Origin of the sequence: Afipia carboxidovorans OM5 (assembly GCF_000218565.1) — a bacterium.
In the GTDB taxonomy this organism is placed as follows: Bacteria; Pseudomonadota; Alphaproteobacteria; order Rhizobiales; family Xanthobacteraceae; genus Afipia; species Afipia carboxidovorans.
The window spans coordinates 205236-230491 of the sequence record NC_015684.1; the positions used below are offsets into that span (position 1 = coordinate 205236).

Consider the following 25256-nt stretch of genomic DNA (forward strand, 5'->3'; position numbering starts at 1 on the left):
CGTTGTGCCGCACCGCGTCCGGGGCATGAACGTCAATGCTTGAAATGCCGCGTGCCGGTGAACACCATGGCAATGCCGTGCTCATCCGCGGCGGCGATCACTTCCGGATCGCGCACCGAGCCGCCCGGCTGGATCACTGCGGTGGCACCGGCTTCGATCGCAACCAGCAAGCCGTCCGCGAACGGGAAGAACGCATCGGAGGCGACCACCGAGCCCTTGGTCAGCGGCGCGGCGAGACCAAGCTCCTTCGCGGCATCCTGTGCCTTGCGCGCGGCGATACGCGCGGAATCGACCCGGCTCATCTGCCCGGCGCCGATGCCGACGGTGGCGAGATCCTTCGCGTAAACGATCGTGTTCGACTTCACATGCTTGGCGATGCGAAAGGCGAAGCGCAGGTCGGTGAGCTCAGTGTTGGTCGGCGCGCGCTTGGTGACCGTGGTGAGCGTCATGTCGTCGACTACCGCATTGTCGCGCGACTGCACCAAGAGGCCGCCCGCGACGGTCTTGGCGATGAAACCTTTTCCACGCGGGTCCGGTAATTGCCCGGCGAGCAACAGCCGCAGGTTCTTCTTGGCGGCGATGATCTTGATCGCCTCCTCGCTCGCATCGGGCGCGATGATGACTTCGGTGAAGATGCCGGTGATGGCACGCGCGGCTTCCGCATCCAGCGGGCGGTTCACCGCGACAATGCCACCGAAGGCCGAGGTCGAATCGCAGGCCAGCGCCTTCTTGTAGGCGGTGGCGAGATCACTGGCTTCCGCGACGCCGCAGGGGTTCGCGTGCTTGACGATGACGCAGGCCGCGCTCTTCGCCGGATCGAACTCGGCGACGCATTCGTAAGCGGCGTCGGTATCGTTGATGTTGTTGTAGGAGAGCTGTTTGCCCTGCACCTGCCGTGCGGTGGCGACGCCGGCGCGCGGCTCGGCGCTGACATAGAACGCCGCCTTCTGGTGCGGGTTCTCGCCATAGCGCAGCGCTTCGGCAAGCCGGCCGCCGATGGCGCGGAAATCCGGCGCGTCGATTTTCAGCGTTGCCGCAAACCAGTTTGAGATCGCGGCGTCATAGGCTGCCGTCCGCGCATAGGCTTTGGCGGCAAGGCGCTTGCGCAGTGAAAGGGTCGTCGCGCCCTTGTGCGCGGCAAGCTCGTCGAGCACGGCCTGATAATCGGACGGCTCGACCACGACCGCGACATCGCCATGATTTTTGGCAGCGGCACGGATCATCGCCGGGCCACCGATGTCGATATTCTCGATGCAGTCGTCCTCGCTCGCACCCTTCGCGACCGTCGCCTCGAACGGGTAGAGATTGACGACCAAGAGATCGATCGGCGGGATGTCGTGATCCTTCATCGCCTTGGCGTGGTCGGTGTTGTCGCGGATTGCGAGCAGGCCGCCATGTACTTTCGGGTGCAGCGTCTTGACGCGGCCATCCATCATCTCCGGAAAACCGGTGAGGTCGGAGACGTCGGTGACCTTCAGCCCCGCGTCCGCGATCGCCTTTGCGGTCCCGCCGGTGGAGACCAGATCGATGCCGTGGCTGGCGAGGGCCTTGGCGAAATCGATCAGTCCGGTTTTGTCGGAAACGGAAAGCAGTGCGCGAGTCACGCGGCGCGGATGGTCTGTCATGTCATGGTCCGAAGCAGGGAGGATGGCCGGGGCGGTCTTCCGGCAAGGAAGCCGGCCGGGGCCGCGACATCGCGCTAACATAGATTGCGTGTCGGCAAAACCTTGCTTTGGGCGGTCAGGCGTTTTCAGACGCGGAAAACCCGGTAAAGCGGGAATCTAGAGCGGTAATTCCGGCTCGCGCTGCGGGTCGCGCCGGGCGGTCGCCGATGCCGAATTGGCGGATCTGGCAAAGCACCAGCGCACCGTTGCGGTCTGCTGCGCGCGCTGGCGGATCACGATCTGGGTGGTGCGGCGCGGCCCGTCCGAGCCCGCGAGAAAGACGCTGTCCTCGAGCTCGACCTTCTGGTCGGGCGCCTCGAACGTCCAGACGTCGCGGTTCGGCAGCACCAGCATGGCGCCGCGGCCGTCGCGCAGCCGGTTCACCTTCACGGAGGGGTGGAGGTGGAAGCGGATGGCGTAATCGTCCGCGCCGCGAAATGCCGAGCCCGGCTCTTTCGCAAGCGTATCCTCGCCGTCGACGCGGCTGCCGTCGGCGGCGACGCTCAGTACCCGACGATGCACGAAGCCGAAGGCCTTGCGGTAGCCGTCATGCGACATCGTCAGGATCGTGCCCTCGGCATCGACCTCGCGATAGGATTCCACGACCGCCGGCCCCGCGACGATCGGCGAACCCTGCAGCAGGCGCTTCACCGTCTTGCGTTCGACGAACTGGCAGGACGAGGTATCGCGATAGGTCAGCGTCGAATGCGCCGCGGTGGAGCGCGCGAAGCTGCGCCAGTTGTCGCGCCCGGTCGGCGGCATCCCGCAATTGACGACGATGCGGTTGGTGCCGCTCGACATCTCGAACGACAGGCAACCGGCATGCGCATCGCGGCTGAGCGCGGGGGGCGGCGGCGGGCCGGTGTCGGCGATGATCGTCAGTGTGCCGGCGTCGAGCCGCTGGAAGCCGGTATGCGGCATATGTGGCATCGGCGTGCCGTGGGTGTCGTCATAGGCGAGCAATGTGGCGAGCACGCCGGGGGCAGCGGTGTTCATGCCGTTGAACAGCGCGAATGAGCCGTCGCCGTGACGGAAGAAGCGTAGCATCGGCATCATCCGGTCGATCGCATTGAGAAGCGCGGGCGGCGGCGGGATGTTGCGCGCGGCAAAAGTCTGGCGCAGCGGCAGCAGATCGAGCAGCAGTTCGACCAGCGCTTCCGGATTGCGCGAGATATGCCCGCCATCCGGCAGGATCTGGCGCTGCAATTCCTCGGAGAGCTTTTTTGCAGCACCGCGGATGTGCTTTGCCTGATTGGCGAGGCACAGCGAGGCATAGCAGAGCGCGATCAGCACCTGCAGGCGGCTGATGCCATCGGGAATGTCGGCCTTGGTGTAGCGCAGCGCGCGGATTTCGCGGGTGAGGCTTTTGATGAGGCGGCGGTAGAACCGCGCATCCGCATCGTGCAGCACGAGCGGCGCCTGCGACAACAGCGAGATGATCCGCCGCCCGACCACGTCGGCGCGGCGTGCGACAGTGCTCTTGCGCGGATGGGTCAGCCAGTCGTCAAGCAGCGCGCGGGCATTGGCGCGGGTGATCGCCGAATCGGCGGCGCGCAGATGGCGCAACCAACTGAAACCCAGGAGCGTCACTTCCCACTCTTCGGAGGGCGGATCGAGCTCGAACACCGAGCGGCCGTGACAGGTGACGATTTTCCCCGCGAACACAAAACGGCCAGAATAGATTTCGGCCGCGCGGGTGGCATCCGTGGTGCGCAAATCGTGCGGAGCGATCAGGAGCCGGTCGGCCCGGCCGGGCCATACGCGCGAGATGGCGACCGACGCGCTGCTGGCGCGCGCCATCACCTTCCGCCCGGCGCGCCCGAGCAGCAGCCCCGAAACCCGTCTTTGCCCCGTAACTGACATTGTCCCCGCAACGGAGGGAATCTCCGTGCGTCCTTTTTAGTCTGGAATTTCCGCCAAGGCACCTTTGGATGGGGACAAAGCCGCACGGCGCCGGATGGAACCGAAAGAAAAAGCTTAAGTCTTGACGAGCCTTGCGGCGTAGAAGCCGTCGAGCCCGGAGAGCTTCGGGTCGTCATGCTGCAAGTGGCAGGGCAGCGTGCGCACGTCGCCCATGGGGCTGATGAGCTCGGACAGCCCGGCAAGTTCGGAAGCCTCGACCGGGCGCCGCTTCATCTGCGGCTCCGCCTCGAGAAGGGCTGCAATGGCTTGCTCGCCCTCTTCAGGCTCCAGCGAACAGGTGCAGTAAACGAGTGTGCCGCCGGGTTTGAGCAGCGTCACGCTTTTCCGCAGAAGCCGGGCCTGCAGCGCGCTGAGCGCGTCGAGATCGGCTTCGTTCTTGAGCCAGGCCACATCGGGATGGCGGCGGATGGTGCCGGTCGCCATGCAGGGCGCATCGAGAAGAATGGCGTCGAACGGCCCGGCCTCCCATTCGGTGGCATCGGCGGCGACATAGGTGGCTTCGAGCCCGAGGCGCGCAAAATTTTCTTTCAGCCGCGCAAGCCGTCCGGCGGAGCGATCGACCGCCGTGACCTTCGCGCCGGCTTGCGCGAGTTGTGCGGTCTTCCCGCCCGGTGCTGCGCAGAGATCGGCAACGGGCTTTCCGGCGATGTCGCCGAACAGCCGCGCCGGGAGTGCAGCGGCTGCGTCCTGTACCCACCACGCGCCTTCGGAGAAACCCGGCAGCATCGTGACCGATCCGTGCAGCAGCGTGCGTACGGTTCCGGTCGGCAGTGTCTCGCCATGCAGGCGCGTGGCCCAGTTCTCCGAATCGGATTTCACGGTGAGATCGAGCGGCGGCTCATGGCCGATGGCGCGCGCCATCGCGCGCGCGGTGTCTTCGCCATAGGCCTTGATCCATCGTGTTGCGAGCCATGGTGGCAGATCGATCATCTCGTCGGTCGATTCGTCGATCAGCGGAATACCTTCACGCGCGCAGCGGCGCAGCACGGCGTTGACGAGGCCCGCATATTTTGCAGCACGGCGGTCGGCCTGCACGAGACGGACGGAAAGATCGACGGCCGCGTGATCGGGCACGTCCATCCACAGAATCTGCGCGGCGCCGATCATCAGTGCGCTTTGCGCGCGCGGCGCATCGCTGGGCACGCCGCGGTCGAGCAGGCGCGACAGCAGATAGGCAAGCGTGCCGCGCCGACGCAGCACGGTGGCGACGAGACGGCGCATCAAGGCGCGGTCGCGATCGGACAACGATTTCAGCGCGGGATGCTGAGCCGCACCTTCAAGCTGATCGTCGAGTGTCCGCCGCTTGTGGAGAACGCCGTCGATGATGTCGGCGGCTATGCGGCGCGCGGCGAGGCCAGGCACCTCTGTCGGCGGAACGAATCGCGAAGGCTTCATGAAAAGGGCGCTTGCAGGAAAGAGAACAACGGGAGGTGAGACGACGAAGGGGCAGGGATGACATGCGAATATGCCAAATGTAAGAATCGCGATGCGCTTTATATGAGAGATGCCGGCCTCGATCCGGCGGCGTGCTTGGCTGCACCCTCACGGATTGCGCAATCAGGAAAGGCGAGCCCATGACCGACGAGACGAAACCGGACAAGGCAGACGCCGCCGCGCGCCGCCCTTTACCGCCGGCAGCCCAGCGCGCGCTCGCCGAGGCTGAAGCCCGCAGGACGGCGGCGCAGGCTCAGGCCGTAACTGCCCCCAAAGAGGTCAACGGCCCGAAGGGTCCCGAGCCCACCCGCTATGGCGATTGGGAAAATAAAGGGATCGCCTCGGATTTCTGAGGTTTTGCGGTGTTACGTAGAACCCCGCAGCCGCTTGCCAGATTTTCGCAGGCGGGATATTTAGGGATATGTTCCTAGATGACGCGAATCGAAGGACAATCCGGGCCGTACGACGCCGCGATCGCCTGTGGGCGGGCACGCTGCTTGCGGTGATTTTCAGCGTCGGGCTAGTCGCCGGGGCGTGGCTGCCGCGCGGAAGCTTCAGTTTTTGGGCGGACGACAAGGGACGGGCGGAGCAGGATCTCCTCGTTGAGGCCTCGCGGGCGCAGGACGGGGCCGTCCGCCAGCCTGCGGACGTGCTGTACGTCATCGACGGCGATACGTTCGAGGCGCGCGTGCATTTGTGGCAGGGACTGCAGATCACGACGCGGGTTCGCCTGCGCGGCATCGATGCGCCGGAGCTGAAAGCGAACTGCTATGAGGAAGAGCGGATGGCGCGCGCGTCAAAGCGGGCGCTTACCGATCTGCTCGCCGAAGGCGGCGTCACCATCTTCAATGTCGGGCCGGATAAATATAACGGCCGCGTCGTGGCGGATGCTGCGACCCGCCGCACACCGAATGTCTCGGCCGCGCTGATTGCCGCCGGTCATGGCCGGCCTTATGGCGGCGGCCATCGCGCGGGCTGGTGTTAACGCCGCGCGTGGATGATGGACTGAAAATAATCCGCTTTAGCGCGAGACGACGACAACCGGTGTGCCGACCGAGACGCGTTCGAACAGGTCGGTGATGTCGGGATTGTACATCCGCACGCAGCCATAGGAGACGAAGCCGCCGACCGACTTCGGCACGTTGGTGCCGTGGATCGCATACTCGCCGCCGGCGAGCGTCATGGCGGCAACGCCCATCGGATTGCGCGGCGATCCGCCTTCGATGACGTCGGGCAGATGCGGATGGTCGCGCTTCACGTCGGCCGGCGGTGCCCAGGCCGGATTGCGGTACTTGCCGCTGATGCGCGTCGTGCCGCTCCATTCCTTGCCGCGCTTGCCGACGCCGACCGGATAACGGATCGCATGCTGCTCATCGAGAATGAGATAGAGGCGGCGCTCGTTGGTCTTCACCACGATGGTGCCCGGCGAATAGCCGGCCGGTGCGTTGACGAGATCAGGCCGTGCCGATGCCTCCGAAGTGCTTGCGGCAAACGCAACCACCAGGGCTGCGAACGCGATGGCAATGGTCGAAGCAAACGGGCGCATGGCAATTGGTCTCCGCAATCCTTTTGTCGGCGCGGCAGAATGGCCTGCGCGCAATTGACGCTCTCGCGCAGGGAGAAATCGTCCGGCGCGGCGGCGTCCATAAAGGAAAAATCGGCGGCGCTGTAAATGTCCGCAAAACAACAGTCGTGATGAAAGCGCCGCGCGCAGAGCCTGCGCACTTAACAATGCCGTGAAGGTGCGGCCTTGACGCTGAGCCACAAAAAACCTCTCCCCCGCGATGGCGGGGGAGAGGCGGATGGCGGCCTGCTTGGAGCAGGCGATCAGGCGTGAACCGCCCGCTTGTTCTGGCGGTTGTTGACGAGGTCGGTGACGACGCCGGGATCAGCGAGCGTCGTCGTGTCGCCGAGCTTGGTCGGCTCGTCCTCGGCGATTTTGCGCAGGATGCGGCGCATGATCTTGCCCGAACGGGTCTTGGGCAGGCCCGGCGCGAACTGGATCAGATCGGGCTGGGCGATCGGGCCGATGTCCTTGCGCACCCAGGCGATCAGGTCCTTGCGGAGCGTCTCGCTCGGCTCGACGCCGTCCATCAAAGTGACATAGGCGTAGATGCCCTGGCCCTTGATGTCGTGCGGGTAGCCGACCACGGCGGCTTCCGACACGCTTTCATGCGCGACCAGCGAGCTCTCGACTTCGGCGGTGCCGAGGCGGTGGCCGGAGACGTTGATGACGTCGTCGACGCGTCCGGTGATCCAGTAATAGCCGTCGGCATCGCGGCGGCATCCATCGCCGGAGAAGTACCGGCCCTTGTAAGTCGAGAAGTAGGTTTTCTCGAAGCGATCATGATCGCCGTAAACGGTGCGGACCTGGCCGGGCCACGAGCGCGCGATGCAGAGGTTGCCGCTGCATTCGCCCTCGAGCACGTTGCCCTCGCCGTCGACGATCTCCGGCACGATGCCGAAGAATGGTCGCGTTGCCGAGCCGGGCTTCTGCGCGATCGCGCCGGGCAGCGCGGAGATCATGATGCCGCCGGTCTCGGTCTGCCACCAGGTGTCGACCACCGGGCAACGGCCATCGCCGACGACGCGGTGATACCACTCCCATGCCTCCGGGTTGATCGGCTCGCCGACCGAGCCGAGCAGGCGCAGCGAGGCACGCGAGGTCTTCTTCACCGGCTGGTCGCCCGCCTGCATCAGCGCGCGGATCGCGGTCGGCGCAGTATAGAAGATGTTGACCTTGTGCTTGTCGATGACGTTCCAGAACCGCGAATTGTCGGGATAGTTCGGCACGCCTTCGAACATCATCGTGGTCGCGCCGTTGCAAAGCGGCCCGTACAGAATGTAGCTGTGGCCGGTGACCCAGCCCACGTCGGCGGTGCACCAGTAGATGTCGCCGTCGTGGTAGTCGAAGACGTATTGATGCGTCATCGCCACGAAGATGAGATAGCCCGCGGTGGTGTGCAGCACGCCCTTGGGCTGACCGGTCGAGCCTGAAGTGTAGAGGATGAACAGCGGATCTTCGGCGTTCATCGGCTCGCAGGGGCAGTCGGTGCCGGCGTTCGCCGCAGCGTCGTGATACCAGATGTCGCGCTTCGGGTTCATCGTGATGTTGCCGCCGGTGCGCTTCACCACGATCACGGTGTCGACTTCGCCGTTCACCTTCTCGACCGCCGCATCGACGTTCGCCTTCATCGCAATGACGCGGCCGCCGCGCAGGCCTTCATCCGAGGTGATGACGACGCGCGATTTGCAATCGCGCAGACGGCCGGCGATGGAATCAGGCGAGAAGCCGCCGAATACCACGGAATGGATCGCGCCGATGCGCGCGCAGGCGAGGATCGCGTAAGCCGCTTCCGGGATCATCGGCATGTAGATGGTGACGCGATCGCCCTTCTTGACGTTGCGTGCCCGCAGCACGTTCGCCATCTTGCAGACTTCGGCGTGCAGTTCGCGATAGGTGATGTGGCGGGACTCTGACGGATCGTCGCCTTCCCAGATGATCGCGGTCTGGTCGCCGCGCTTCTCGAGATGGCGGTCGATGCAGTTGTAGGCGGCGTTGAGGACGCCGTCCTCGAACCACTTGATGGAAACCTTGCCGAGATCGAAGCAGGCATTGTCGACCTTGGTGAACGGCTTGATCCAGTCCACCCGGCTGGCGGCCTCTTTCCAGAACCCGGTCGGGTCCTTGATCGAGCGCGCGTACATGTCGTTGTATTTGGCTTCATCGACATAGGCGCGCTTCGCCCATTCGGGCGTCACTTTGTAAATTGCGTCGGACATTTGCTTCTCCCGGAACACCCCGCCTCACACGCGGGTAATCTTGTTGAATTCAATGGGAATTATGCGCTTCCGGGGGCAGGGGGGACAAGTTGGAAGATTTAGGACTTTTGTCGAGACGCGATTGAATTTCTTCAATAAGTTGAGTGCACGCATGCGTGCGGATGGGAGAAAACGCCGCAGGTGAGAGGAAATTTCACGCGATACGCGCAAAAACCTCTCAAAGCCCGCCCATTTTGCAGACATGCTTCCATTGCGCGGGCGTCACGCTCTGCACCGACAGGCGTGACAGGCGCAGCAACTCCATATCGGCAAGCGCCGCTTCGCCTTTCACGGCAGTGAGAGTCACCGGCTTTTTCAGCGGTTTCCCCGCGATGATGTCGACGCAGACGAACTTGCCGGTGGCATCGGTCGGATCGGGGTAGTGCTCGCGCACGATCTCGACAATACCGACGATTTCCTTGCCTTCGTTGGAATGATAGAAGAAGGCGCGGTCGCCCTTCTTCATCTTCATCATGTTGAGCTTGGCGGAGTGATTGCGCACGCCGGTCCAGGGCTCGCCCTTCTTGCCGTTGGCGACCTGCTGGTCCCACGACCACACCGATGGTTCGGATTTGACGAGCCAGTAGTTCATTTTGATCCTTATCCTTCCGCCCGGAACGGCCGCGCCAGCAGCATCTCGATCCCTTCGTTGACGGTAATCGCGCCGGCTAGCACGTTGGCGACGGCCTCGGCGACCGGCATTTCGATGGCTTGCGCGCGCGCGATCTCGATCAGCACCGGCGCGGTCGATTGCCCTTCGCTGAGCGAGCCAGGAGGCGCCTCGCCGCGGCCGAGCGCCATGCCGAAGGTAAAGTTGCGCGACTGCGCGCTCGAACAGGTGAGGATCAGATCGCCGAGGCCGGACAGCCCGGCGATGGTTTCGCGATGCGCGCCGCAGGCAAGTCCGAAACGCATCAGTTCGGCAAAGCTGCGGGTGGTGAGGGCCGCCAGCGCGGATGCGCCGAGTGCCTTACCTGCCGCGATACCAGCCGCGATCGCAAGTACGTTCTTCACCGCGCCGCCGATCTCGACGCCGCGCACGTCGGTGGTGTGGTACGGTCGCAGCGACGATGAGCCCAGCGCATGCGTCAGCGCCACTGCGAGCGGCTCTTCCGCTGCCGCAAGCGTGACTGCCGTCGGCAGGCCGCGTGCCACGTCGGCGGCAAAGCTGGGGCCGGAGAGAATCGCGGGCCGCGTTTGCGGCAGCACTTCGGTTGCGATCTCGGTGACGAATTTGCGGGTGCCGCGCTCGATGCCTTTTGCACAGATTACAAGCGGAGTTGCATCGGCAACATGAGGCGCAAGCGCGATCATCGCCTCGCGCAGGCTTTGCGTCGGTGTCACCAGCAGAAGAGCGTCGGCTTTCGCGCTCTCGGCAAGATCATGCGTGACGCGAATGCTTTTCTCAAGCGTGATGCCGGGCAGGCGCGGGTTTTCGCCGCGCGCGGCGATCGCAGCGAGCACATCGGTGCTGCGGCCATAAAGCGTCACCTGCCGGCCTGCGCGCGCGCAGGCATTGGCAAGCGCCGTACCCCACGCGCCGGCGCCGATGACGGAGATGGTGTTGAAAGTGGTCATGAGTCTGTTTGGCAGTTATGTCGTGGGTGATTGAAGAAGGTCTGCGCCCGTGCGTCAATGACGCGCGCGCGTGTTGATGAATTTCGTCGGCGTCTCGGTGGTTGCGTCGAGCTTCCAGCGCGCACGCGGCGCAGCCTCCATTGTGTCGGTGAGGCCGAGCGCGAGACGCTCCGCGCCGGCCCAGGCAATCATTGCGCCATTGTCGGTACAAAGCTGCGGCGGCGGCACGATCATGGTGATTTCATCGTCGGCTGCGATTTCCTGCAACGCGTTGCGGATCGCGACATTGGCGGCGACGCCGCCGGCCGCGACCAGCGCGCGAGGCGTGCCGAACTGCTCGCGGAAAAGCCGAAGCCCAGAGCGGATACGGTCGGCGATCGAATCCAGCACAGCAGCCTGAAAGCTCGCGCACAGATCGGCGATGTCTTGCAGTTCGAGCGGCATCAACCGCGAGGCTTCATTTCGCACGGCGGTCTTGAGGCCGGACAGCGAGAAGTTCGCATCCTTCCGCCCGAGCATCGGCCGTGGAAAATCGAAACGTGTCGGATCGCCCTCGCGCGCGGCACGCTCGACTTGCGGGCCGCCCGGATAAGGCAGGTCCAGCATTTTTGCGACCTTGTCGAACGCTTCACCCAGCGCATCGTCGACCGTGGTGCCGATCCGCACATATTCGCCGACGCCGAGCACGGCGACGATCTGGGTGTGCCCGCCGGAAGCAAGAAACAGGCAATAGGGAAACGCGAGCGGCACCGTGAGGCGCGGCGTCAGCGCATGCGCTTCGAGATGGTTGACTGCGATCAGCGGCGTATCGTGCACGAGCGCGATCGCTTTTGCGGTGGTGAGGCCGACGATAACGCCGCCGATCAGGCCGGGGCCTGCGGCGGCTGCGATACCGTCGAGTTGAGCGAAATCAACGCCCGCCTCGCGCATTGCTCTATCCACAAGCACGTCGAGCATCTCGACATGGGCGCGCGCGGCGATTTCCGGCACCACGCCGCCGAACGGCGCGTGCTCGGCGATCTGCGAGCGCACGATGTTGGAGAGAATGCGGCCCGATCCGTCTGCCTGCCGCTCGATCACGGCGGCGGCGGTTTCGTCACAGGTGGTCTCTATTCCCAGAACGAGCATCGCGGGGCCTTGCGCCAAAGTTAGCCTTTAAATCATGTCCGAGATTGAATAGGTCGGTCGGGCACTTGCGTTTGCCGCCGAAGCGGCGTTCTGCTTGGTTCTCGGGTAGCATTAGCGGACGTCCGGTAAAAGGGAGTTCCGCAGAATGAGGCATGAATGTCGATCCTGGTGATGCGGCCTTTTCCTGACAACGAGGCGACCGCGGCCGCATTGCGGGATGAGGGATATAGTGTGTTGCTGTCGCCGGCGCTGCGGTTTGAGCCGGTGCCGCTGCGCGAAGAGCCTGACGCACTTCCCTACGATGCGATTCTTGCGACCAGCGCCAATGCGCTACGCGGCATCGAGGGAAAACCAATCCTGGAGCGACTGTGCGAGACAAAGCTGTTCGCTGTCGGCGATGCGACGGCGCAAATCGCGCGGAACGCGGGCTTTCGCGATGTCGAGAGCGCAGCGGGCGATGCGGTAGCGCTGATCGCGCTGGTCGAGGCGCGGATGCGTGGCAAGGGCCGGATCTGCTATCTCGCGGGGGCCGATGTGAGCCGCGACCTCGGTGCCGATCTCGGCGCACAAGGCTACAGCGTGACCACGCTCACGACTTACCGCATGATTCCGCTTCCACATTTTTCCGAAGCGGTTGAGGCGGCGTTTGCGGCCGGAGAGGTCGAGGCAGTGCTGCATTATTCGCGGCGCAGCGCGCGGGCATTCGTCGCCGCGGTGCAGGCGGCAGGCCTTGAGATTTCCGCGCTGGCGCTGCCGCAGTTCTGCATCTCGAACGTGGTCGGCACGGTGTTGCAGGAGGCCGGCGCCGCGCGGGTGCGGGTCGCGGCGGCGCCCGATGAGCCTGCGATGTTCGAGGCATTGCAGCGTGCGATCGCGCCGAAGCGGCCATCGCGGCCCAAAACGAAATCTGGTAAGCTGTAGGAAACCCGGGCGGACCATGGCCACAGACGACGACCAGCGTGAGACCGAAGGAGCTGCCCGCAAGCGCGCCGCGCCAACGATCGATCTCGATCCTTCCGATGTCACCGACACCACGCCCAAGGGTGAGGTGAACGCTGAGTCTGAGGCTGAACGGACGTCGGAAGATGTGCATGCAGACCATGCGCAGGTTGGCGGTGGGCATTCAGATACGACATCCGGAGAAAGTGCGCAGAGCGCTTCGTCAGAGCCATCGCCAGCCGGGGCCGCGCCGTCGTGGCGAGTCGTGCTGCCCGCAGCCTTGAGCGCCGCGGTCGTCGCGCTGCTGGTCAGCGGGCTGTGGAATGCGCTGTGGCCGAACAATTCCGACCCCGACATTCCGCCGGCGCAGACGTCGACCATCGAAGGCCTGAGCACGCGCGTCGCGCAGCTTGAATCGAAACCCACGCCTGTACCGGTGACTGTGGACACGAGCGCGCTGACGAAGCGCCTCGATGCACTCGATCAGGCCGTCGCCGATATCCGAACCGATATGACCGCACTCCGCGAGCAGATGCAGGCCCTGGCGGCGAAAACTGCCGAGGCTGTTGAAGCCAAAGCCGAGCCCAAAGCTGAGCCCAAGGCCGAATCCGCGGCTGAAGCGAAGGATGAAGCAAAGGCCGCGCCTGCGCCGGATATCTCCGGCCTGGAGGAGCGACTGGCAAAACTCGAACAGCAAGCCGTTGCAGCAAGCGCGGAGGCTGCCACGAAGCTTGCCGCTGCGCCGCCGCCTCCGCCGCCGGATGATACCGCGCTGCGCCTTGCGCTCGCGGCCACCGCGCTCGATCAGACCGTGCGGCAGGGTCTTCCCTATGCGGCGATGCTCGCCGCCGCCACGCGCCTTGGTGGTGAAGCTTCGGTGCTTGCGCCGCTCGAGCCATTTGCGGCAACCGGCGTGCCGACCGCCGAGGCGCTGTGCCGTGAACTCCTCACGCAATTGCCGCGCCTTGCGGCCGCGCCGAAGAGCGCACCCGCCGCGAGTGGCTGGGTCGAGCGTCTCGGTGACAGTGCGTCGCGCCTTGTGAAGGTGACGCGGGTCGATGACAACGGCACCGATCGCGCGGCATTGCTGTCGCGGGCGACGACGGCTGCGAACCGCAACGATTTGAAACAGGCCAGTGAGATCGTCACGCAATTGCCGGAGCCGGATCGCTCCGCGCTGCAGGGCTGGATCGGCAAGGTGCAGGCGCGCGGCACGGCGCTGGCCGCCTCTCGCGCTTTCGCTGAAACCGCAACGGCGGCGTTGCCGCCGTCACCGCATTGATACTTTGAAGTTTGCGATCGGAAACACTTGATGGCCCGCATCTTCTTCTTCCTGATCCTTCTCGCGCTTGCCGCGCTCGGCGCGGCGTGGGTCGCCGATCAGGGCGGAGGTCTCGTGCTGTCGTGGAGCGGCTGGCGCATCGAGACGTCGCTGCCGGTTGCCGCACTTCTCGGTGTCATCCTGCTCGCGGTCGCGCTCGTCGTGTGGTCGGTCGTGCGCACATTCTGGAAAGCGCCGGAGGGGCTGCGTCGGCGGCGGCGGGAAAAGCGCGCGGCGAAAGCGCGTCGCGCCATCACGCAGGGCCTCATTGCCGTCGGCACCGGTGATTCGTTTGCCGCGCAACGCCATGCCGGTATGGCGACGCGGCTCGCCGCGCACGATCCGCTGGCGCTGATGCTGCAGGCACAGACCGCGCAACTCGAAGGTGATCGCGCGGGCGCGCAGCGCGCCTTCCGTGCGATGGCCGAGCGCAAGGATATGCGCCTGCTCGGCCTGCGCGGGCTTTTCATCGAGGCGCAGCGCAGCGACGACGCCTATACGGCCGTGGCAATGGCCGAAGAGGCCCTGAAGATTGCACCGGCTTCGCCATGGGCGTCGCAGGCCGTGCTTGGCTTCCGTTGCGCAGGGAGCGATTGGGACGGCGCGTTGGCGCTGCTCGACACCAACAAGGCCGCAGGGCTGGTTGAGCCCGCTGTGTATCGTCGTGAGCGCGGCGTTCTACTCACCGCCCGCGCGCTTGCGCTTGAGGAACGCGATCGCGATGCGTCGCGCAAGAGTGCGATGGAAGCGGTCAAGCTCGCGCCGCAGCTTGTACCGGCAGCGGTGCTGGCCGCGAAGTTCTATAGCGAGGACAATCAGGTTCGCCGTGCGATGCGGGTGGTCGAGGCGGCGTGGGTGGCGAACCCGCACCCCGATCTCGCCGATGCCTACGCGCATGTGCGTCTCGGCGATTCCGCGCGCGAGCGGCTGTCGCGCGTCGAGATGCTGGCGCAGAAAACGCCGGATCATCGTGAGGGCCGCCTCGCGGTGGCGCGCGCTGCAATCGATGCCGGCGAGTTTGAACGGGCGCGCGAAGCGCTCGCGCCACTGATCGATGCACCGACCCAGCGCGTGGCGTTGCTGATGGCTGAGCTCGAGCGTGCCAATCACGATGAGGGCCGGGCGCGCGAATGGACCGCGCGCGCGGTGCGGGCCGCACCCGATCCGGCGTGGACGGCAGACGGCTATGTCTCGGATCGCTGGCGGCCGGTGTCTCCGGTGACGGGGCGGCTCGATGCTTTCCAATGGGTCACGCCGGTGGCGGCGCTTGCGCCCGAACGCGCGACCATCGAGGCGGAGACGCCGACACTGCCGATGCCGCCGATCGCGATCGAATCGAAACCGGAGGAGAAGGCGGACGCAAATCCCGAGACAAATCTCGAGGCGGATGTAAAAGTCGATACAGCTCCGGACGAGGCCGCTGCATCGCCCATCGCCGAGGGGCTGCCCGCCGCTGCGGAAGAATTGGACGACGAAGTTCCGGCGCCGCCACCCCCCACGCCGATTCGCCCCGAGATGGTTGCCCCACCGCCGGTATTCCGGCCGCGCCCGGCCGGCGAGACGCGCTCGCAGCCGCCGACCGTCATTCCGCTGGTACGCGCCCCCGATGATCCGGGTGTTCCCGAGGACGATTTTTCGGACGATCCCGAGGGTGGGCACGACCGCCAGCCCGGCGGCTGGCGGGGTTTCGTGGCGCGGCTCGGCGGCTGAAACTCGCCCGGGATTCTTGCAAAACCGGGCTGCGACCGATAAACACGCGCCTGTCCGGGCCGGCTTCGGTCCGCGCCTACGGTTCGCCGCAATAGCTCAGTTGGTAGAGCACGTCATTCGTAATGACGGGGTCGGGGGTTCGAGTCCCTCTTGCGGCACCATGGCTCCATTGTCGGCTGTTCGCCGCTGGTCTATCTGGTTACGGCTTAGCGAAGGGGTTCCGATCTTTGTGATCGGTCTTTGACCGCAGAAATCGTACCCCGATTTCGCCGCCGTTAATTCGTACAAACGCACACCACTAGTTGATTTACGTTGCTCCCAGGCCATCGCGCCAAAGCCGTTGTATTGCGCCCCGCGTGTGCACGAGCTCTCAATAGTTTTCGGCGACGACGATCTGATTGCGGCCACGTTCTTTTGCTAGAAAGAGGGCATCGTCGGCAGCTTTTAATGCTTCACGGGGATCGGAATAGGCAAACACGTTAGCCATCCCTCCTGAAAGCGTTATCTGACCAACCGGCCTGTCCGTCGCGCGATTGATGAACCGTTGCTCCGCCAACTCCTTGCGAACATCATCGAATCGTTTCCTTGCCTCATTGGTTGAGATATTTCGGAACAACATCACGAATTCCTCACCGCCATATCGCGCAACATGACAGTTGTTGTCCGTCGTTTTCGAAAGCGCCGCAGCTATCGCTTTCAACACCCGATCTCCAGCCTCGTGTCCGTGAATGTCATTGACCCGCTTGAAGTGATCGATATCGCAGAAAGCAAGGATTAGAGATTCGGCGGCCGCACGAGCCTCCCCGTAGTGCCGATCCAGAAGCACTTCGAAGGCACGGCGGTTTGGAAGTCCGGTCAGGTAGTCGATCTCGGCATCTCGCGTCGCGTTCTCCAGCCGCCTGCGCAGGGTCTCGGCCTCGTCTTCATACTTGCCCATCTCCTCCTCGGCCTTGCGAGTCCGGCCGATCATAGCTCTGGTCAGGGCGGAGAGGCTTGCAACGAGATATTCCGCCTCCTCGATCCTCGACATCTCGGAAACTTGCTGTTCAAGAGTCTCGCCGTAACGTGATGTGGCGTGTCTCATATTGCTCGTCAAACTAGCGAACGCTTCCAGCGCTGCCTCGAGCTTTTCTATCAGTGCGCCGACACCATGCTGACCGTGTTTTGTTGTCGGCTCGGGACCAAGGAGCGCAACTTCTTCAAGCCATTCTTGCGTAACGGCCCCACCGGCGTCGACCCTTGCGACGATAGCCCGCGCCAATCCACGATTTTCGCCCGACAATGCGCCATGCACCAGGACCAGATTGGTCGGCGTCACTTCCAAACTATGATGGAGCAAGAAGGAGGAGATATTGTTGAGGAGTTCTCTGCGCGTTTTGTGCACGATACTTTGAGGTCTGCTGGTGTCTTGAAGCACTGACGCATCACCGATTGAGCGCCTACTTTGTCGAGGCTGTCGTCCGCACCGGCACAGAAGCAAATCCCTGGACGAGAATTATCGATGAAGGGCGTTTCTCAAACATGCGGGAGGCAATTGTTCTCGGCCCGCATCCGCGAAAAGTGCCCAGCTTCGACGAGAATCGTCTTTGACAAAGAAGACTACCGGACTAGGCTCGACATGAAAAATGAATAGATTGATTACTTTCTATGCATGAAAAGAATACTAGCCTGATGCACCAAAAAAACTTGGCGCGCCTCGACCTCAATCTTTTGGTGGTCTTCGACGCGATTGCAAGCGCTCGCTCCACCACTCTAGCCGCAACACAACTTTCATTAAGCCAGCCGGCGGTCAGCCACGCACTTAGCCGATTGCGGCGACTGATCGGCGATCCCCTGTTCGTGCGGGGCCGTGGCCGGTTTGTTCTGACGCCGCGTGCTGAGGGGATGGTTCTTCAAGTCCGGGATATCCTCAACGCGGTGGGAGTTGTTCTCGCAAATGCTCCGTTTGATCCTGCCGAAAACGAGCGCACCTTTCGTATAGCAGCGAGCGATTACACGATGCTTACGATCATGCCGACGCTGGTACGGACATTGCACCGCGCGTCGCCTCGCGCAAAACTTGAAGTTTTTTCTGTCGGCTCACAAACTATTGCACAACTGGAATCGAACGATCTCGACTGCACTTTCTGGGCGCTCAAGCCTCCGGGCGCTCCCTATGTCACAATGCCGCTTTTCCGAGAAAGCTCGAAAGGCTTCTTGGATCGTCGCCATCCTCTTGCCAAACCAGCCAACCGAGGCAGGCTCACACTCGACGACTATGTGGGCTACCCTCACGTCATTGCAAAATTTCGAGATTCAAATCCAAGCCCCGTCGATGTTGCGCTCGCCGCAGTCGGGCGCAAGCGAACGATCGGTTTGGCGTCATCGAGCTTTATCGGTAATATCACGGCCCTTAGCGGAACCAATCTTATCGCAACGTTACCCTCACGCCTTTCATCGATCGCCGAAAGCTACGGCCTGAAATCGTTCGACCTTCCGATCAGGATAGAGGATTACACTTACTCACTCGTCTGGCATCAACGAACGGATGCCGATCCAGCCTGCATCTGGCTACGTAAAGTCATTGCTCAAACGATAAGTTAAGCGACCCGATCCAGCGCGATGCTTTTGACCTGTGGGACGTTAACCGGCGAAATTGCCGTTTCATCGTCTTTCGATGCAGCAGCAAGAGTGGAAGCGATGCCGTTCTTCGAATGGCCACGCCCGCATGACAATTCCGAGCCAACCTGAGCCGTTCTGGCCAGCCTGAATATGCCGGTTATGGGCTCTTGGCAGACGCGCGCATCGTCTCGTCCGGCCCTGTCACCACCACGGTTGCCGTCATGCCGGCGCTGAGCGTGATGCCCTCCGGCACGCGGTCGATGCTGATGCGCACCGGGATGCGCTGTGCAAGGCGCACCCAGTTGAAGGTTGGGTTGACGTTGGCGACGAGGTCGCTCGCCGGTGCGTTGTCGCGATCGGTGATGGCGCGTGCGATGCTTGCGACATGCCCGCGCAATTCGGGTTTAAAGCCGAGCAGCCGGATGGCGACGCGATCTCCGATATGGATCGCCTGCAGCTTCGTCTCCTCGAAATAACCCGCGACGTAATAGGAATCGCTGTCGACGACAGCCAGCATCGCGCGCCCTGCGGTCGCGTAGTCGCCCTTGTCGAGCAGGAGGTTGGTGACGTGGCCGTTGACCGGCGAGCGCACCTGGGTGCGTGCGAGGTTTAACTTCGCTACGTTGAGTGCGGCGAGCGCTTGATTGTAGTTTGCTTCGGCGGCAAGGGCTGCGCTGCGGGCCTGCGCGAGCGCCTCGTCGGAGATCGAAACCGAGCTTAGCTTTTTCCTCCGTTCATATTCGTCGATCCGCTGGTCGCGCAGCGTCTCCGCTCCGGCAAGCGCGGCCTCGGCGCTGGCGAGCGCAAGTTGAAAGCGCGCCTGATCGACAACGAACAGCACGTCGCCGACCTTGACCTGCTGGTTGTCCTTGACGCGCACGTCGATCACCACACCGGAGACATCGGGCGTGACCTGAACCACATTGGCGCGCACCCGCGCGTCACGGGTCCAGGGGCTGTATTCATAGGTCCGCCACAGCAGCCAGCCCGCCACAAGCGCGGCGGCGAGGGCAATGAGCGTCACGGAGAAGCGCAGAATTGGCAGACGTTCGGGCATTCGGAGCGGTCCGGTCAAAGCGTCGTGACGACGATGATGCTGAGCAGGATGACGTAAAGCGCGGTGTTGAACAAAGGCGGATGCCAGATGAATCGGTAAAGGTTCGTGCGTGCCAGCGTAAACCGCAGCACAAGCCAGATGATCATTGCGGCGAAGGCGTATCCCATCAAGGGTGGCAGCAGCACGCCTGCGATGTTGATCTCCTTGATCATGCGGTCACCGGCTGGGGTTGGAAGGTGGCGTCCGCCGTCGGCTGTCCGAAAAATATCGCGTGGCGCTTCATCAGCATGTCGATGTTATAAAGCGATTCGGCCGCGCGCAGCACGAGCGGGCTGTCATCGCTGTGAAGAAGTTCGGCGCTTGCCCTGCTGAGCGCGGGCAGCGGCGTGGCGCCGAGAGCGTTGTGCGAGGCGCGGGTGAAATATTCCGCAATATCGGCGAGAGCGTTTGTGATGGTGCGCACCGCGGCGGTCGGCAGGCTATAGCGCAGGCGATGCAGCGTAATCATGTTCAGGCCGAGGCGAAGGCTGCCGAGGCTGCCCTGCATGATCGCGCGCTCGTCGGCTTTCATCGGGTCGAGCCGCGCAAACAAGGCGTTGCTGCGGTCGAACATGCGGCTTTCGAAAGCGGGGCGATCGATGTTGCCGTGGCCGATGGCGGCGAGATCGGCGAAGGTGGCGCACATCAGGCGCTGCACCGCCCAATCGGTTCGCAGCGGCCAGAACAGAGCGAGCGTGAGAACGCCGATGCCGGTGCCGCCGATGAAGCCGATCGCGCTGTTCAGGAAAGCAGCGAAATCGTAGGTCATGGTGTTGACGATCGGCATCAGGCCGCCTGCCGTGAGGATCAGCGGCAGGGTAAAGGGAATGGCTCTTGGAACGGCGAGCAGCGCGCCGGTGACGAGATAGAATGGCGCGAATGCGATCGCGAGTGCTGCAAAACCTGACAGTGGGGGAAGGATGACGAACAGATAGAACGCGGCAATAGGAATGCCTGCGAGGCTCATCCATAGAAAGATCGTGGATGCGGCGGCAGGGTTGTCGCGGCCGCCCATGATCGCGCAAATGATGCCTGCGAAGATGACGGCGGTCCATCCGTTCGGCCACGCCGAGAGAATCCAGAACGCGCTTGTCAGCAGCACCGCAAGCGCCGCAATTCCGCCCCCGAGCAAGGCGGTGGCGAAATCGCGATGGGGCCGCCGCGAGGGTGTGGGCGTATCCGGCGGAAGGCGTTGGCCGCGCGCGATATGCGTGCGCAGCCACACCACGTCGCGCCACAGGTCGAGGACGTCGCCGAGCCGCAGCAGCATGCTGCGCACAAGGAACGAGCGCGTATCCACGCGCAGTGTCGCGATGTCGGGCAGATGCGCATTGAGATCCCGGCGCAACGCCGCCTCGTCGAATTGCTCGGCTTCTGTGTTTGCGGTCGCTTTGGTTTCCGCGGATTTCGCCATGTGGTCGGCCACCTGTGCGAGCAGCGGCCGGAGCGCGTCGGCGGTGGCGGGACGCTCCTGCACGAGCGCTGCGAAGCGGTCGTAGACCGACATCAGCATAGCGAGGAGTGAGAGCAGTGTGCCCTCGAACTGCCGGATCGCCGGATCGACGACTCGGATCGCAGGGGTGTCGAAAGTCGCGAATATGCGCAACAGATCAAGCGACACCACGGCGTTGAGAATGCGGCGCCGGTCGAGAAGCCCGGTGACCTCGCTCTGCTTGCCTTGCAGCGCGTCCTGCGCCCAGCGCGCCATGCTCGGCAATGTTGCATCGAGCGCCTTGCGCAAGGCGTCACCGGCGCGCTGCGGAAAGATCAAATGATGCATCAGCGTCGCGCAGCCGATACCGACCATGATCTCGAGGCAACGTGACGTCGCATACTCAAATGCCACTTCAGGCGCGAGCGCGGCCGGCAATCCGATGATCGCCGCCGAATAACCCGACAGCATGCCGACATAGGCCTGTGGCGCATCGCGCAGGTAGATGGTGATTGTGGTTCCGAGGCCGATCCAGAGCGCCAGTACGAGGCAGAACAATTCCGGGCTGTTGGAGAACAGCGCAACGAAGGCGAGTGAAGCGGCCGCGCCGATCACCGTGCCGAGTACACGATAGACGGATTTCGACAGCACCATGCCGGCGAGCGGCTGGGCGACGATATAAACGGTCGTCACCGACCACATCGGTTGGGAGAAATCGAGCCGCAGCGAGATGTAGAGCGCCAACACTGCAGCGGCGAAGCTCTTCAGCGAAAAGACCAATTCTCGCCAGGTCAGATTCTGGAATGTCTGCAGCATGCTGGACGCGGGGCCAAGGGCAGCGAAAGCGGCCATCCTAATGGAAAGGCCGGGAAGCGAAAGGCCGGTGCGGGGGAACCGCTTCCTTGCCGGACTTTCATGTTCCCGCCATGAAATGACAAGGTCCCCGGAAATAGGGTATGAACGCCGCTTTCCGTTCAGGGGTTGTCCCGGATGCTCGATAGATTACGCCAGTTCATCACCGACGTCGTCGCTCCTGCCGGGGCCGATCAGCATGTTTTCGCGGAGGATGATTATCGCCTCGCCGCGGCGGCTCTGCTTATCCATGTGATCTCGCTCGATGGGGAGCCCACGGCGGCCGAGAAGCGCAAGCTCCATGCCTTGCTGACCTATCGTTTCGACCTTGATCCCGCCCGTGTGGACGCGCTGATTGCGGACGCCATGCGGGCTGAGGGCGAGGCGGTCGACCTTTACCGTTTCACCAGCGTCATCATGCGCTCGGTGAACGAGGAGGGGCGGCTGCGGATCATCGAGATGATGTGGGAGCTCGTCTATGCCGACGGCCATGTCAGCGAGTTCGAGGATAACGTGATCTGGCGCGCGGCCGATCTCCTCGGCATATCCGCCCGCGAGCGTGTCAACCTGCGTCAGCAGGTGGCCGACGGCTCGCTCGATTCCGGCACTGTGAATTGATCGCATGCGCGTGATCACGTATCGCCGTTCCAGACCTTTCCGAAACAGAGGGCCCGGATGGCTGCGCGCGTCACCCTGATTACCGGAGCTTCCTCCGGCATCGGCCTCGAGCTTGCGAAAGTGTTCGCCGCCCACGGCCACACCTGCGTACTGGTAGCGCGCCGCGCAGAATTGCTCGCCGAGCTTGCGGATACGATCGTCGCGGCCGGTGGACCGGAGCCGGTGATCATTCCTTGCGATCTCGCGGCGGCAGGCGCTGTCGCGAAACTCGCGGACGAAATTGTCGCGCGCGATCTTGAGGTGGATATTCTCGTCAACAATGCAGGCTTCGGCCTTGCTGGTGTGGCGCGCTCACTCGACCGCGAACAGCAGCTTGCGATGATCGATCTCAATATCCGCACACTGACCGATCTTACTCTGCGCTTCTCCGACAGTGTCGTCCGCCACCGCGGCGGCATTCTCAACGTCGCCTCGGTTGCGGCCTTCCTGCCGGGGCCGGGGATGGCGGTCTATTATGCGACGAAGGCTTTCGTGCTGTCCTTCACCGAGGCGCAGCGCGCGGAATTGCGCAAGGCCGGCGTGCGGGTGACGGCGCTTTGCCCGGGCCCGGTGCCGACCGGCTTTCAGGCGCGGGCGGGTTTCGTGCCCGGGATGGATTCAAAGGTGCTGACGGTCGCGGCGGCCGATGTTGCGCGTGCCGGCTACGAGGGATTGATGGTAAACCGCCAAGTAGTACTGCCGGGGTTTGCGGTGCGCGCCATCCCCGTGCTGTTGCGCTTCATTCCCCGCGCACTTGTGCTCGCCGCCGTCGCGAAGGTGCAGCAGCGCCGCAGTTAAGCGTTCGCTTTCTAATCCGCCGCGCGGGTGACGATATCGATCTCCGATGTCAGCGTGCGATGCACCGGGCATTTGTCGGCGATCTCCATCAGTCTGCCGCGCTGTTCGTCATTGAGCGCGCCCTCAATGGTAATGACGCGCTCGATCCGGCTGATCATGCCGTCCCTGGTTTCGCACTCGGCGCAGTCCTTGGCGTGAACGCGCGTGTGCTTCAACTGCACGCTGACGCGGTCGAGCGGCAGCGCTTTGCGCTCGGCATACATCCGCATCGTCATCGAGGTGCAGGCGCCCAAACCCGCGAGCAGGAGATCATACGGGCCGGGGCCGCTGTCGAGGCCACCGACCGCGACCGGCTCGTCGGCAATGAACATATGACGCCCTGTCGTGACGCGTTGCTGGTATCGTCCCGCGCCCGTTTCCTGCACGGTGACGCCGTCCGTCTCTGCATCGGCTTCGGCCGGCGGCGCGGCCGCCGCATCGAGATAACGCGCGGCCCATACCGCGATCATGTCGGCGACATAGAGCGCATCCTTGCGCCGGGTCAGGAGATGATCGGCACCCGCGAGCGAGATGAAGCTTTTCGGATGCTTGGCCGCGACAAAGATTTGCGTCGCGTTGTCGATGCCGACGGTGTCGTCGGTCGGCGCATGGAAAATGAGCAGCGCGCGGCGCAGGTTCGCGATGTGGCCGGCTAGCCGATAGGCCGCAACGTCGTCGAGAAATGCGCGCTTGATCCTGAACGGGCGGCCCGCCAGCGCGACCTCCGCCTCGCCTGCGCTGCGAATCGTCTCGACCTGATCGCGGAACAGACCCGTCACATGATTCGGATCGGCGGGCGCCGCGATAGTGGCGACTGCCTTCGCTTCGGGAATCTGCTCTGCCGCCGCAAGCACCGCCGCGCCGCCCAGGCTGTGGCCGATCAGGAGCGCAGGCGCCTGATGCGTCGCGCGTAGATGGTCGGCCGCGCGCACGAGATCGGCGATGTTCGAGGAGAAGTTGGTGTTGGCGAACTCGCCCTCGCTGTTGCCGAGCCCGGTGAAGTCGAAACGCAGTACCGCGAAGCCGCGCCGGACCAGGCCGTCGGCAATGCGGCTCGCGGCGAGGTTGTCCTTGCTGCAGGTGAAGCAGTGCGCGAACAGCGCGAAGGCGCGTGGTGGTTCTTCGGGACGCTCAAGCGCGGCGGATAGAAGCTGGCCGTCTGCGCCGGGAAACTGGAAATGCTCGATCGGCAAGGCGGCCTCCGTCGGATCGGTCAGCGATGATGTTCCGCAGGATGCCAGACAAACACCGCCCATGCGAGCACGCGCGGCAAAGCCACGGGTCGTCTCGCTATCGGTCCGTCAGAATGAATTTTGAGGGGAAGTTGGTGGAGCCAGGCGGGATCGAACCGCCGACCTCGTCATTGCGAACGACGCGCTCTCCCAGCTGAGCTATGGCCCCGTCGGCCGGTGGGTTGAACCCGGCAACGGGCGCCATTTACAGTCCGCACCAAGCCCAAGTCAAGAACTCCGGCCACGGATTGCGCTACCCGCAGATCGCCCACAAAAAGCCTGTTTGAGCCGTCGTGTGGCGGCGAAATCGGCGTTTTGGTTCTCTTGTTTGGTTCCTCCGGAGGCGATATTGAGGGACCTCAACTGGAAAACCCGCCCATGCGCGCTGTTCTCGATATCATCCTCATCATTCTCGATCTTTACGTCTGGCTGTTGATCGCCGCCGCCATCCTGTCCTGGCTGATCGCATTCAACGTCGTGAACACGCGAAACCAGTTCGTCGGCGCCGTCGCTGAATTTCTCTACAAGATCACCGAGCCGGTGCTGCGGCCGATCCGCAATCTGATGCCGAATTTCGGCGGCCTCGATATCTCGCCGATCATCGTCATCCTCATCATCATGTTTCTCCAGCGGGTCATCACCTATTACATCTATCCGAACGTGATCTGATCCCTCGCGCGGGACGCCTGCGATGGAGCCTTGATCGGTGACGGACCCTTGGCGCTACGCGACGCATGGCGTGATGGTCGCGGTGCGGGTCACGCCGCGCGGCGGGCGCGATGCGGTGGATGGCATCGAGATGCTCGCCAATGGAAAATCCGTCGTCAAGGTACGCGTGCGGGTCGCTGCAGAAGGTGGTGAAGCCAATCGCGCGGTAACCGAATTGTTCGCGGGCCTGCTGCGCGTTCCGAAAAGCAAAGTGAAGGTGGCGTCCGGCGTGACCTCGCGCATCAAGCAGATCGCGATCGAGGGCGACCCCAAACAACTTGGCGAGGCCTTGAAGGCCGCCACATCAATTGAGAGCTGAAAG

The 25256-nt window shown here is 63.7% G+C and carries 23 protein-coding genes and 2 tRNA genes; 11 read left to right on the forward strand and 14 right to left on the reverse strand.

The window, feature by feature from the left end:
• Positions 1 to 32 precede the first annotated feature (32 nt).
• The 3 genes from purH to OCA5_RS00965 all read right to left on the reverse strand — a co-directional run bounded on the left by purH (position 33) and on the right by OCA5_RS00965 (position 4982).
• A complete protein-coding gene (purH, locus tag OCA5_RS00955) occupies positions 33 to 1625 on the reverse strand; it encodes a bifunctional phosphoribosylaminoimidazolecarboxamide formyltransferase/IMP cyclohydrolase (RefSeq protein ID WP_012561515.1) in 1593 nt (530 codons plus the stop codon).
• A gap of 156 nt (positions 1626 to 1781) precedes the next feature.
• Positions 1782 to 3527 carry a heparinase II/III family protein gene (locus OCA5_RS00960; RefSeq protein WP_013912732.1) on the reverse strand — a complete coding sequence of 582 codons (1746 nt, stop codon included), beginning with the start codon at positions 3525 to 3527 and terminating at the stop codon, positions 1782 to 1784.
• A 114-nt stretch (positions 3528 to 3641) separates the two neighbouring features.
• Positions 3642 to 4982 carry an RsmB/NOP family class I SAM-dependent RNA methyltransferase gene (locus tag OCA5_RS00965; RefSeq protein WP_012561513.1) on the reverse strand — a complete coding sequence of 447 codons (1341 nt, stop codon included), beginning with the start codon at positions 4980 to 4982 and terminating at the stop codon, positions 3642 to 3644.
• Positions 4983 to 5161: 179 nt separating this feature from the next.
• On the opposite strand from OCA5_RS00965, the gene OCA5_RS00970 reads away from it, so the two are divergent.
• Together OCA5_RS00970 and OCA5_RS00975 are read left to right on the forward strand one after the other, a co-directional pair.
• Positions 5162 to 5374 carry a DUF1674 domain-containing protein gene (locus OCA5_RS00970; protein ID WP_012561512.1) on the forward strand — a complete coding sequence of 71 codons (213 nt, stop codon included), beginning with the start codon at positions 5162 to 5164 and terminating at the stop codon, positions 5372 to 5374.
• A 68-nt stretch (positions 5375 to 5442) separates the two neighbouring features.
• The gene (locus OCA5_RS00975; RefSeq protein ID WP_012561511.1) at positions 5443 to 6006 is read left to right on the forward strand and encodes a thermonuclease family protein; all 564 of its coding nucleotides are present in this window, start codon (positions 5443 to 5445) and stop codon (positions 6004 to 6006) included.
• A gap of 36 nt (positions 6007 to 6042) precedes the next feature.
• On the opposite strand, the gene OCA5_RS00980 is transcribed toward OCA5_RS00975, so the two are convergent.
• From OCA5_RS00980 to tsaD, 5 genes are all read right to left on the reverse strand, one after another.
• Complete coding sequence (locus tag OCA5_RS00980; protein WP_012561510.1) at positions 6043 to 6567, reverse strand: L,D-transpeptidase; 525 nt, start codon at positions 6565 to 6567, stop codon at positions 6043 to 6045.
• 281 nt (positions 6568 to 6848) lie between these two features.
• Positions 6849 to 8804 carry an acetate--CoA ligase gene (gene acs, locus OCA5_RS00985; RefSeq protein WP_012561508.1) on the reverse strand — a complete coding sequence of 652 codons (1956 nt, stop codon included), beginning with the start codon at positions 8802 to 8804 and terminating at the stop codon, positions 6849 to 6851.
• A gap of 217 nt (positions 8805 to 9021) precedes the next feature.
• The gene (locus tag OCA5_RS00990) at positions 9022 to 9435 is read right to left on the reverse strand and encodes an EVE domain-containing protein (RefSeq protein ID WP_012561507.1); all 414 of its coding nucleotides are present in this window, start codon (positions 9433 to 9435) and stop codon (positions 9022 to 9024) included.
• 8 nt (positions 9436 to 9443) lie between these two features.
• Positions 9444 to 10421, reverse strand: coding sequence for an NAD(P)H-dependent glycerol-3-phosphate dehydrogenase (locus OCA5_RS00995; RefSeq protein WP_012561506.1), 978 nt, complete (start codon positions 10419 to 10421; stop codon positions 9444 to 9446).
• Positions 10422 to 10475: 54 nt separating this feature from the next.
• On the reverse strand, positions 10476 to 11549 hold the full coding sequence (gene tsaD / locus OCA5_RS01000; RefSeq protein WP_012561505.1) for a tRNA (adenosine(37)-N6)-threonylcarbamoyltransferase complex transferase subunit TsaD: 1074 nt from the start codon (positions 11547 to 11549) through the stop codon (positions 10476 to 10478).
• 156 nt (positions 11550 to 11705) lie between these two features.
• On the opposite strand from tsaD, the gene OCA5_RS01005 reads away from it, so the two are divergent.
• From OCA5_RS01005 to OCA5_RS01020, 4 genes are all read left to right on the forward strand, one after another.
• Entirely contained in the window at positions 11706 to 12470 is a 765-nt protein-coding gene (locus OCA5_RS01005; RefSeq protein WP_012561504.1) for a uroporphyrinogen-III synthase, read from the forward strand.
• A gap of 16 nt (positions 12471 to 12486) precedes the next feature.
• A complete protein-coding gene (locus OCA5_RS01010; RefSeq protein ID WP_012561503.1) occupies positions 12487 to 13770 on the forward strand; it encodes a COG4223 family protein in 1284 nt (427 codons plus the stop codon).
• 30 nt (positions 13771 to 13800) lie between these two features.
• Positions 13801 to 15519 carry a heme biosynthesis protein HemY gene (locus OCA5_RS01015; RefSeq protein ID WP_012561502.1) on the forward strand — a complete coding sequence of 573 codons (1719 nt, stop codon included), beginning with the start codon at positions 13801 to 13803 and terminating at the stop codon, positions 15517 to 15519.
• A gap of 85 nt (positions 15520 to 15604) precedes the next feature.
• Positions 15605 to 15680: transfer RNA gene (locus OCA5_RS01020), tRNA-Thr, on the forward strand.
• Between the two features lie 209 nt (positions 15681 to 15889).
• On the opposite strand, the gene OCA5_RS01025 is transcribed toward OCA5_RS01020, so the two are convergent.
• Complete coding sequence (locus OCA5_RS01025; RefSeq protein WP_013912734.1) at positions 15890 to 16936, reverse strand: GGDEF domain-containing protein; 1047 nt, start codon at positions 16934 to 16936, stop codon at positions 15890 to 15892.
• 230 nt (positions 16937 to 17166) lie between these two features.
• Between OCA5_RS01025 and OCA5_RS01030 the strand changes: the two genes are divergently transcribed.
• On the forward strand, positions 17167 to 18102 hold the full coding sequence (locus tag OCA5_RS01030; RefSeq protein ID WP_012561499.1) for a LysR family transcriptional regulator: 936 nt from the start codon (positions 17167 to 17169) through the stop codon (positions 18100 to 18102).
• A gap of 175 nt (positions 18103 to 18277) precedes the next feature.
• On the opposite strand, the gene OCA5_RS01035 is transcribed toward OCA5_RS01030, so the two are convergent.
• From OCA5_RS01035 to OCA5_RS01045, 3 genes are read right to left on the reverse strand one after another with little or no spacing between them, the layout of a single operon-like run.
• Positions 18278 to 19177: an efflux RND transporter periplasmic adaptor subunit gene (locus OCA5_RS01035; protein WP_012561497.1), complete on the reverse strand. Its 900-nt coding sequence runs from the start codon at positions 19175 to 19177 to the stop codon at positions 18278 to 18280.
• Between the two features lie 14 nt (positions 19178 to 19191).
• Positions 19192 to 19389 (reverse strand): DUF1656 domain-containing protein, encoded by a 198-nt coding sequence (locus tag OCA5_RS01040; protein ID WP_012561496.1) that lies wholly within the window; start codon positions 19387 to 19389, stop codon positions 19192 to 19194.
• Positions 19386 to 21464 (reverse strand): FUSC family protein, encoded by a 2079-nt coding sequence (locus tag OCA5_RS01045; RefSeq protein WP_012561495.1) that lies wholly within the window; start codon positions 21462 to 21464, stop codon positions 19386 to 19388. Before OCA5_RS01045 ends, OCA5_RS01040 begins: the two co-directional genes overlap by 4 nt.
• A 174-nt stretch (positions 21465 to 21638) precedes the next feature.
• Here OCA5_RS01045 and OCA5_RS01050 point away from each other — a divergent pair, with 174 nt between their 5' ends.
• Together OCA5_RS01050 and OCA5_RS01055 are read left to right on the forward strand one after the other, a co-directional pair.
• On the forward strand, positions 21639 to 22118 hold the full coding sequence (locus OCA5_RS01050; RefSeq protein ID WP_012561494.1) for a tellurite resistance TerB family protein: 480 nt from the start codon (positions 21639 to 21641) through the stop codon (positions 22116 to 22118).
• Between the two features lie 57 nt (positions 22119 to 22175).
• On the forward strand, positions 22176 to 22955 hold the full coding sequence (locus tag OCA5_RS01055; RefSeq protein WP_012561493.1) for an SDR family NAD(P)-dependent oxidoreductase: 780 nt from the start codon (positions 22176 to 22178) through the stop codon (positions 22953 to 22955).
• Positions 22956 to 22966: 11 nt separating this feature from the next.
• Here the strand turns inward: OCA5_RS01055 and OCA5_RS01060 are convergent, their stop codons facing one another.
• Complete coding sequence (locus tag OCA5_RS01060; protein ID WP_013912736.1) at positions 22967 to 24187, reverse strand: bifunctional alpha/beta hydrolase/OsmC family protein; 1221 nt, start codon at positions 24185 to 24187, stop codon at positions 22967 to 22969.
• A gap of 132 nt (positions 24188 to 24319) precedes the next feature.
• A tRNA-Ala gene (locus tag OCA5_RS01065) sits at positions 24320 to 24395 on the reverse strand.
• A 209-nt stretch (positions 24396 to 24604) separates the two neighbouring features.
• Here OCA5_RS01065 and OCA5_RS01070 point away from each other — a divergent pair.
• Positions 24605 to 24895: a YggT family protein gene (locus tag OCA5_RS01070; protein ID WP_012561491.1), complete on the forward strand. Its 291-nt coding sequence runs from the start codon at positions 24605 to 24607 to the stop codon at positions 24893 to 24895.
• Between the two features lie 37 nt (positions 24896 to 24932).
• Entirely contained in the window at positions 24933 to 25253 is a 321-nt protein-coding gene (locus tag OCA5_RS01075) for a DUF167 domain-containing protein (protein ID WP_012561490.1), read from the forward strand.
• Positions 25254 to 25256 lie beyond the last annotated feature (3 nt).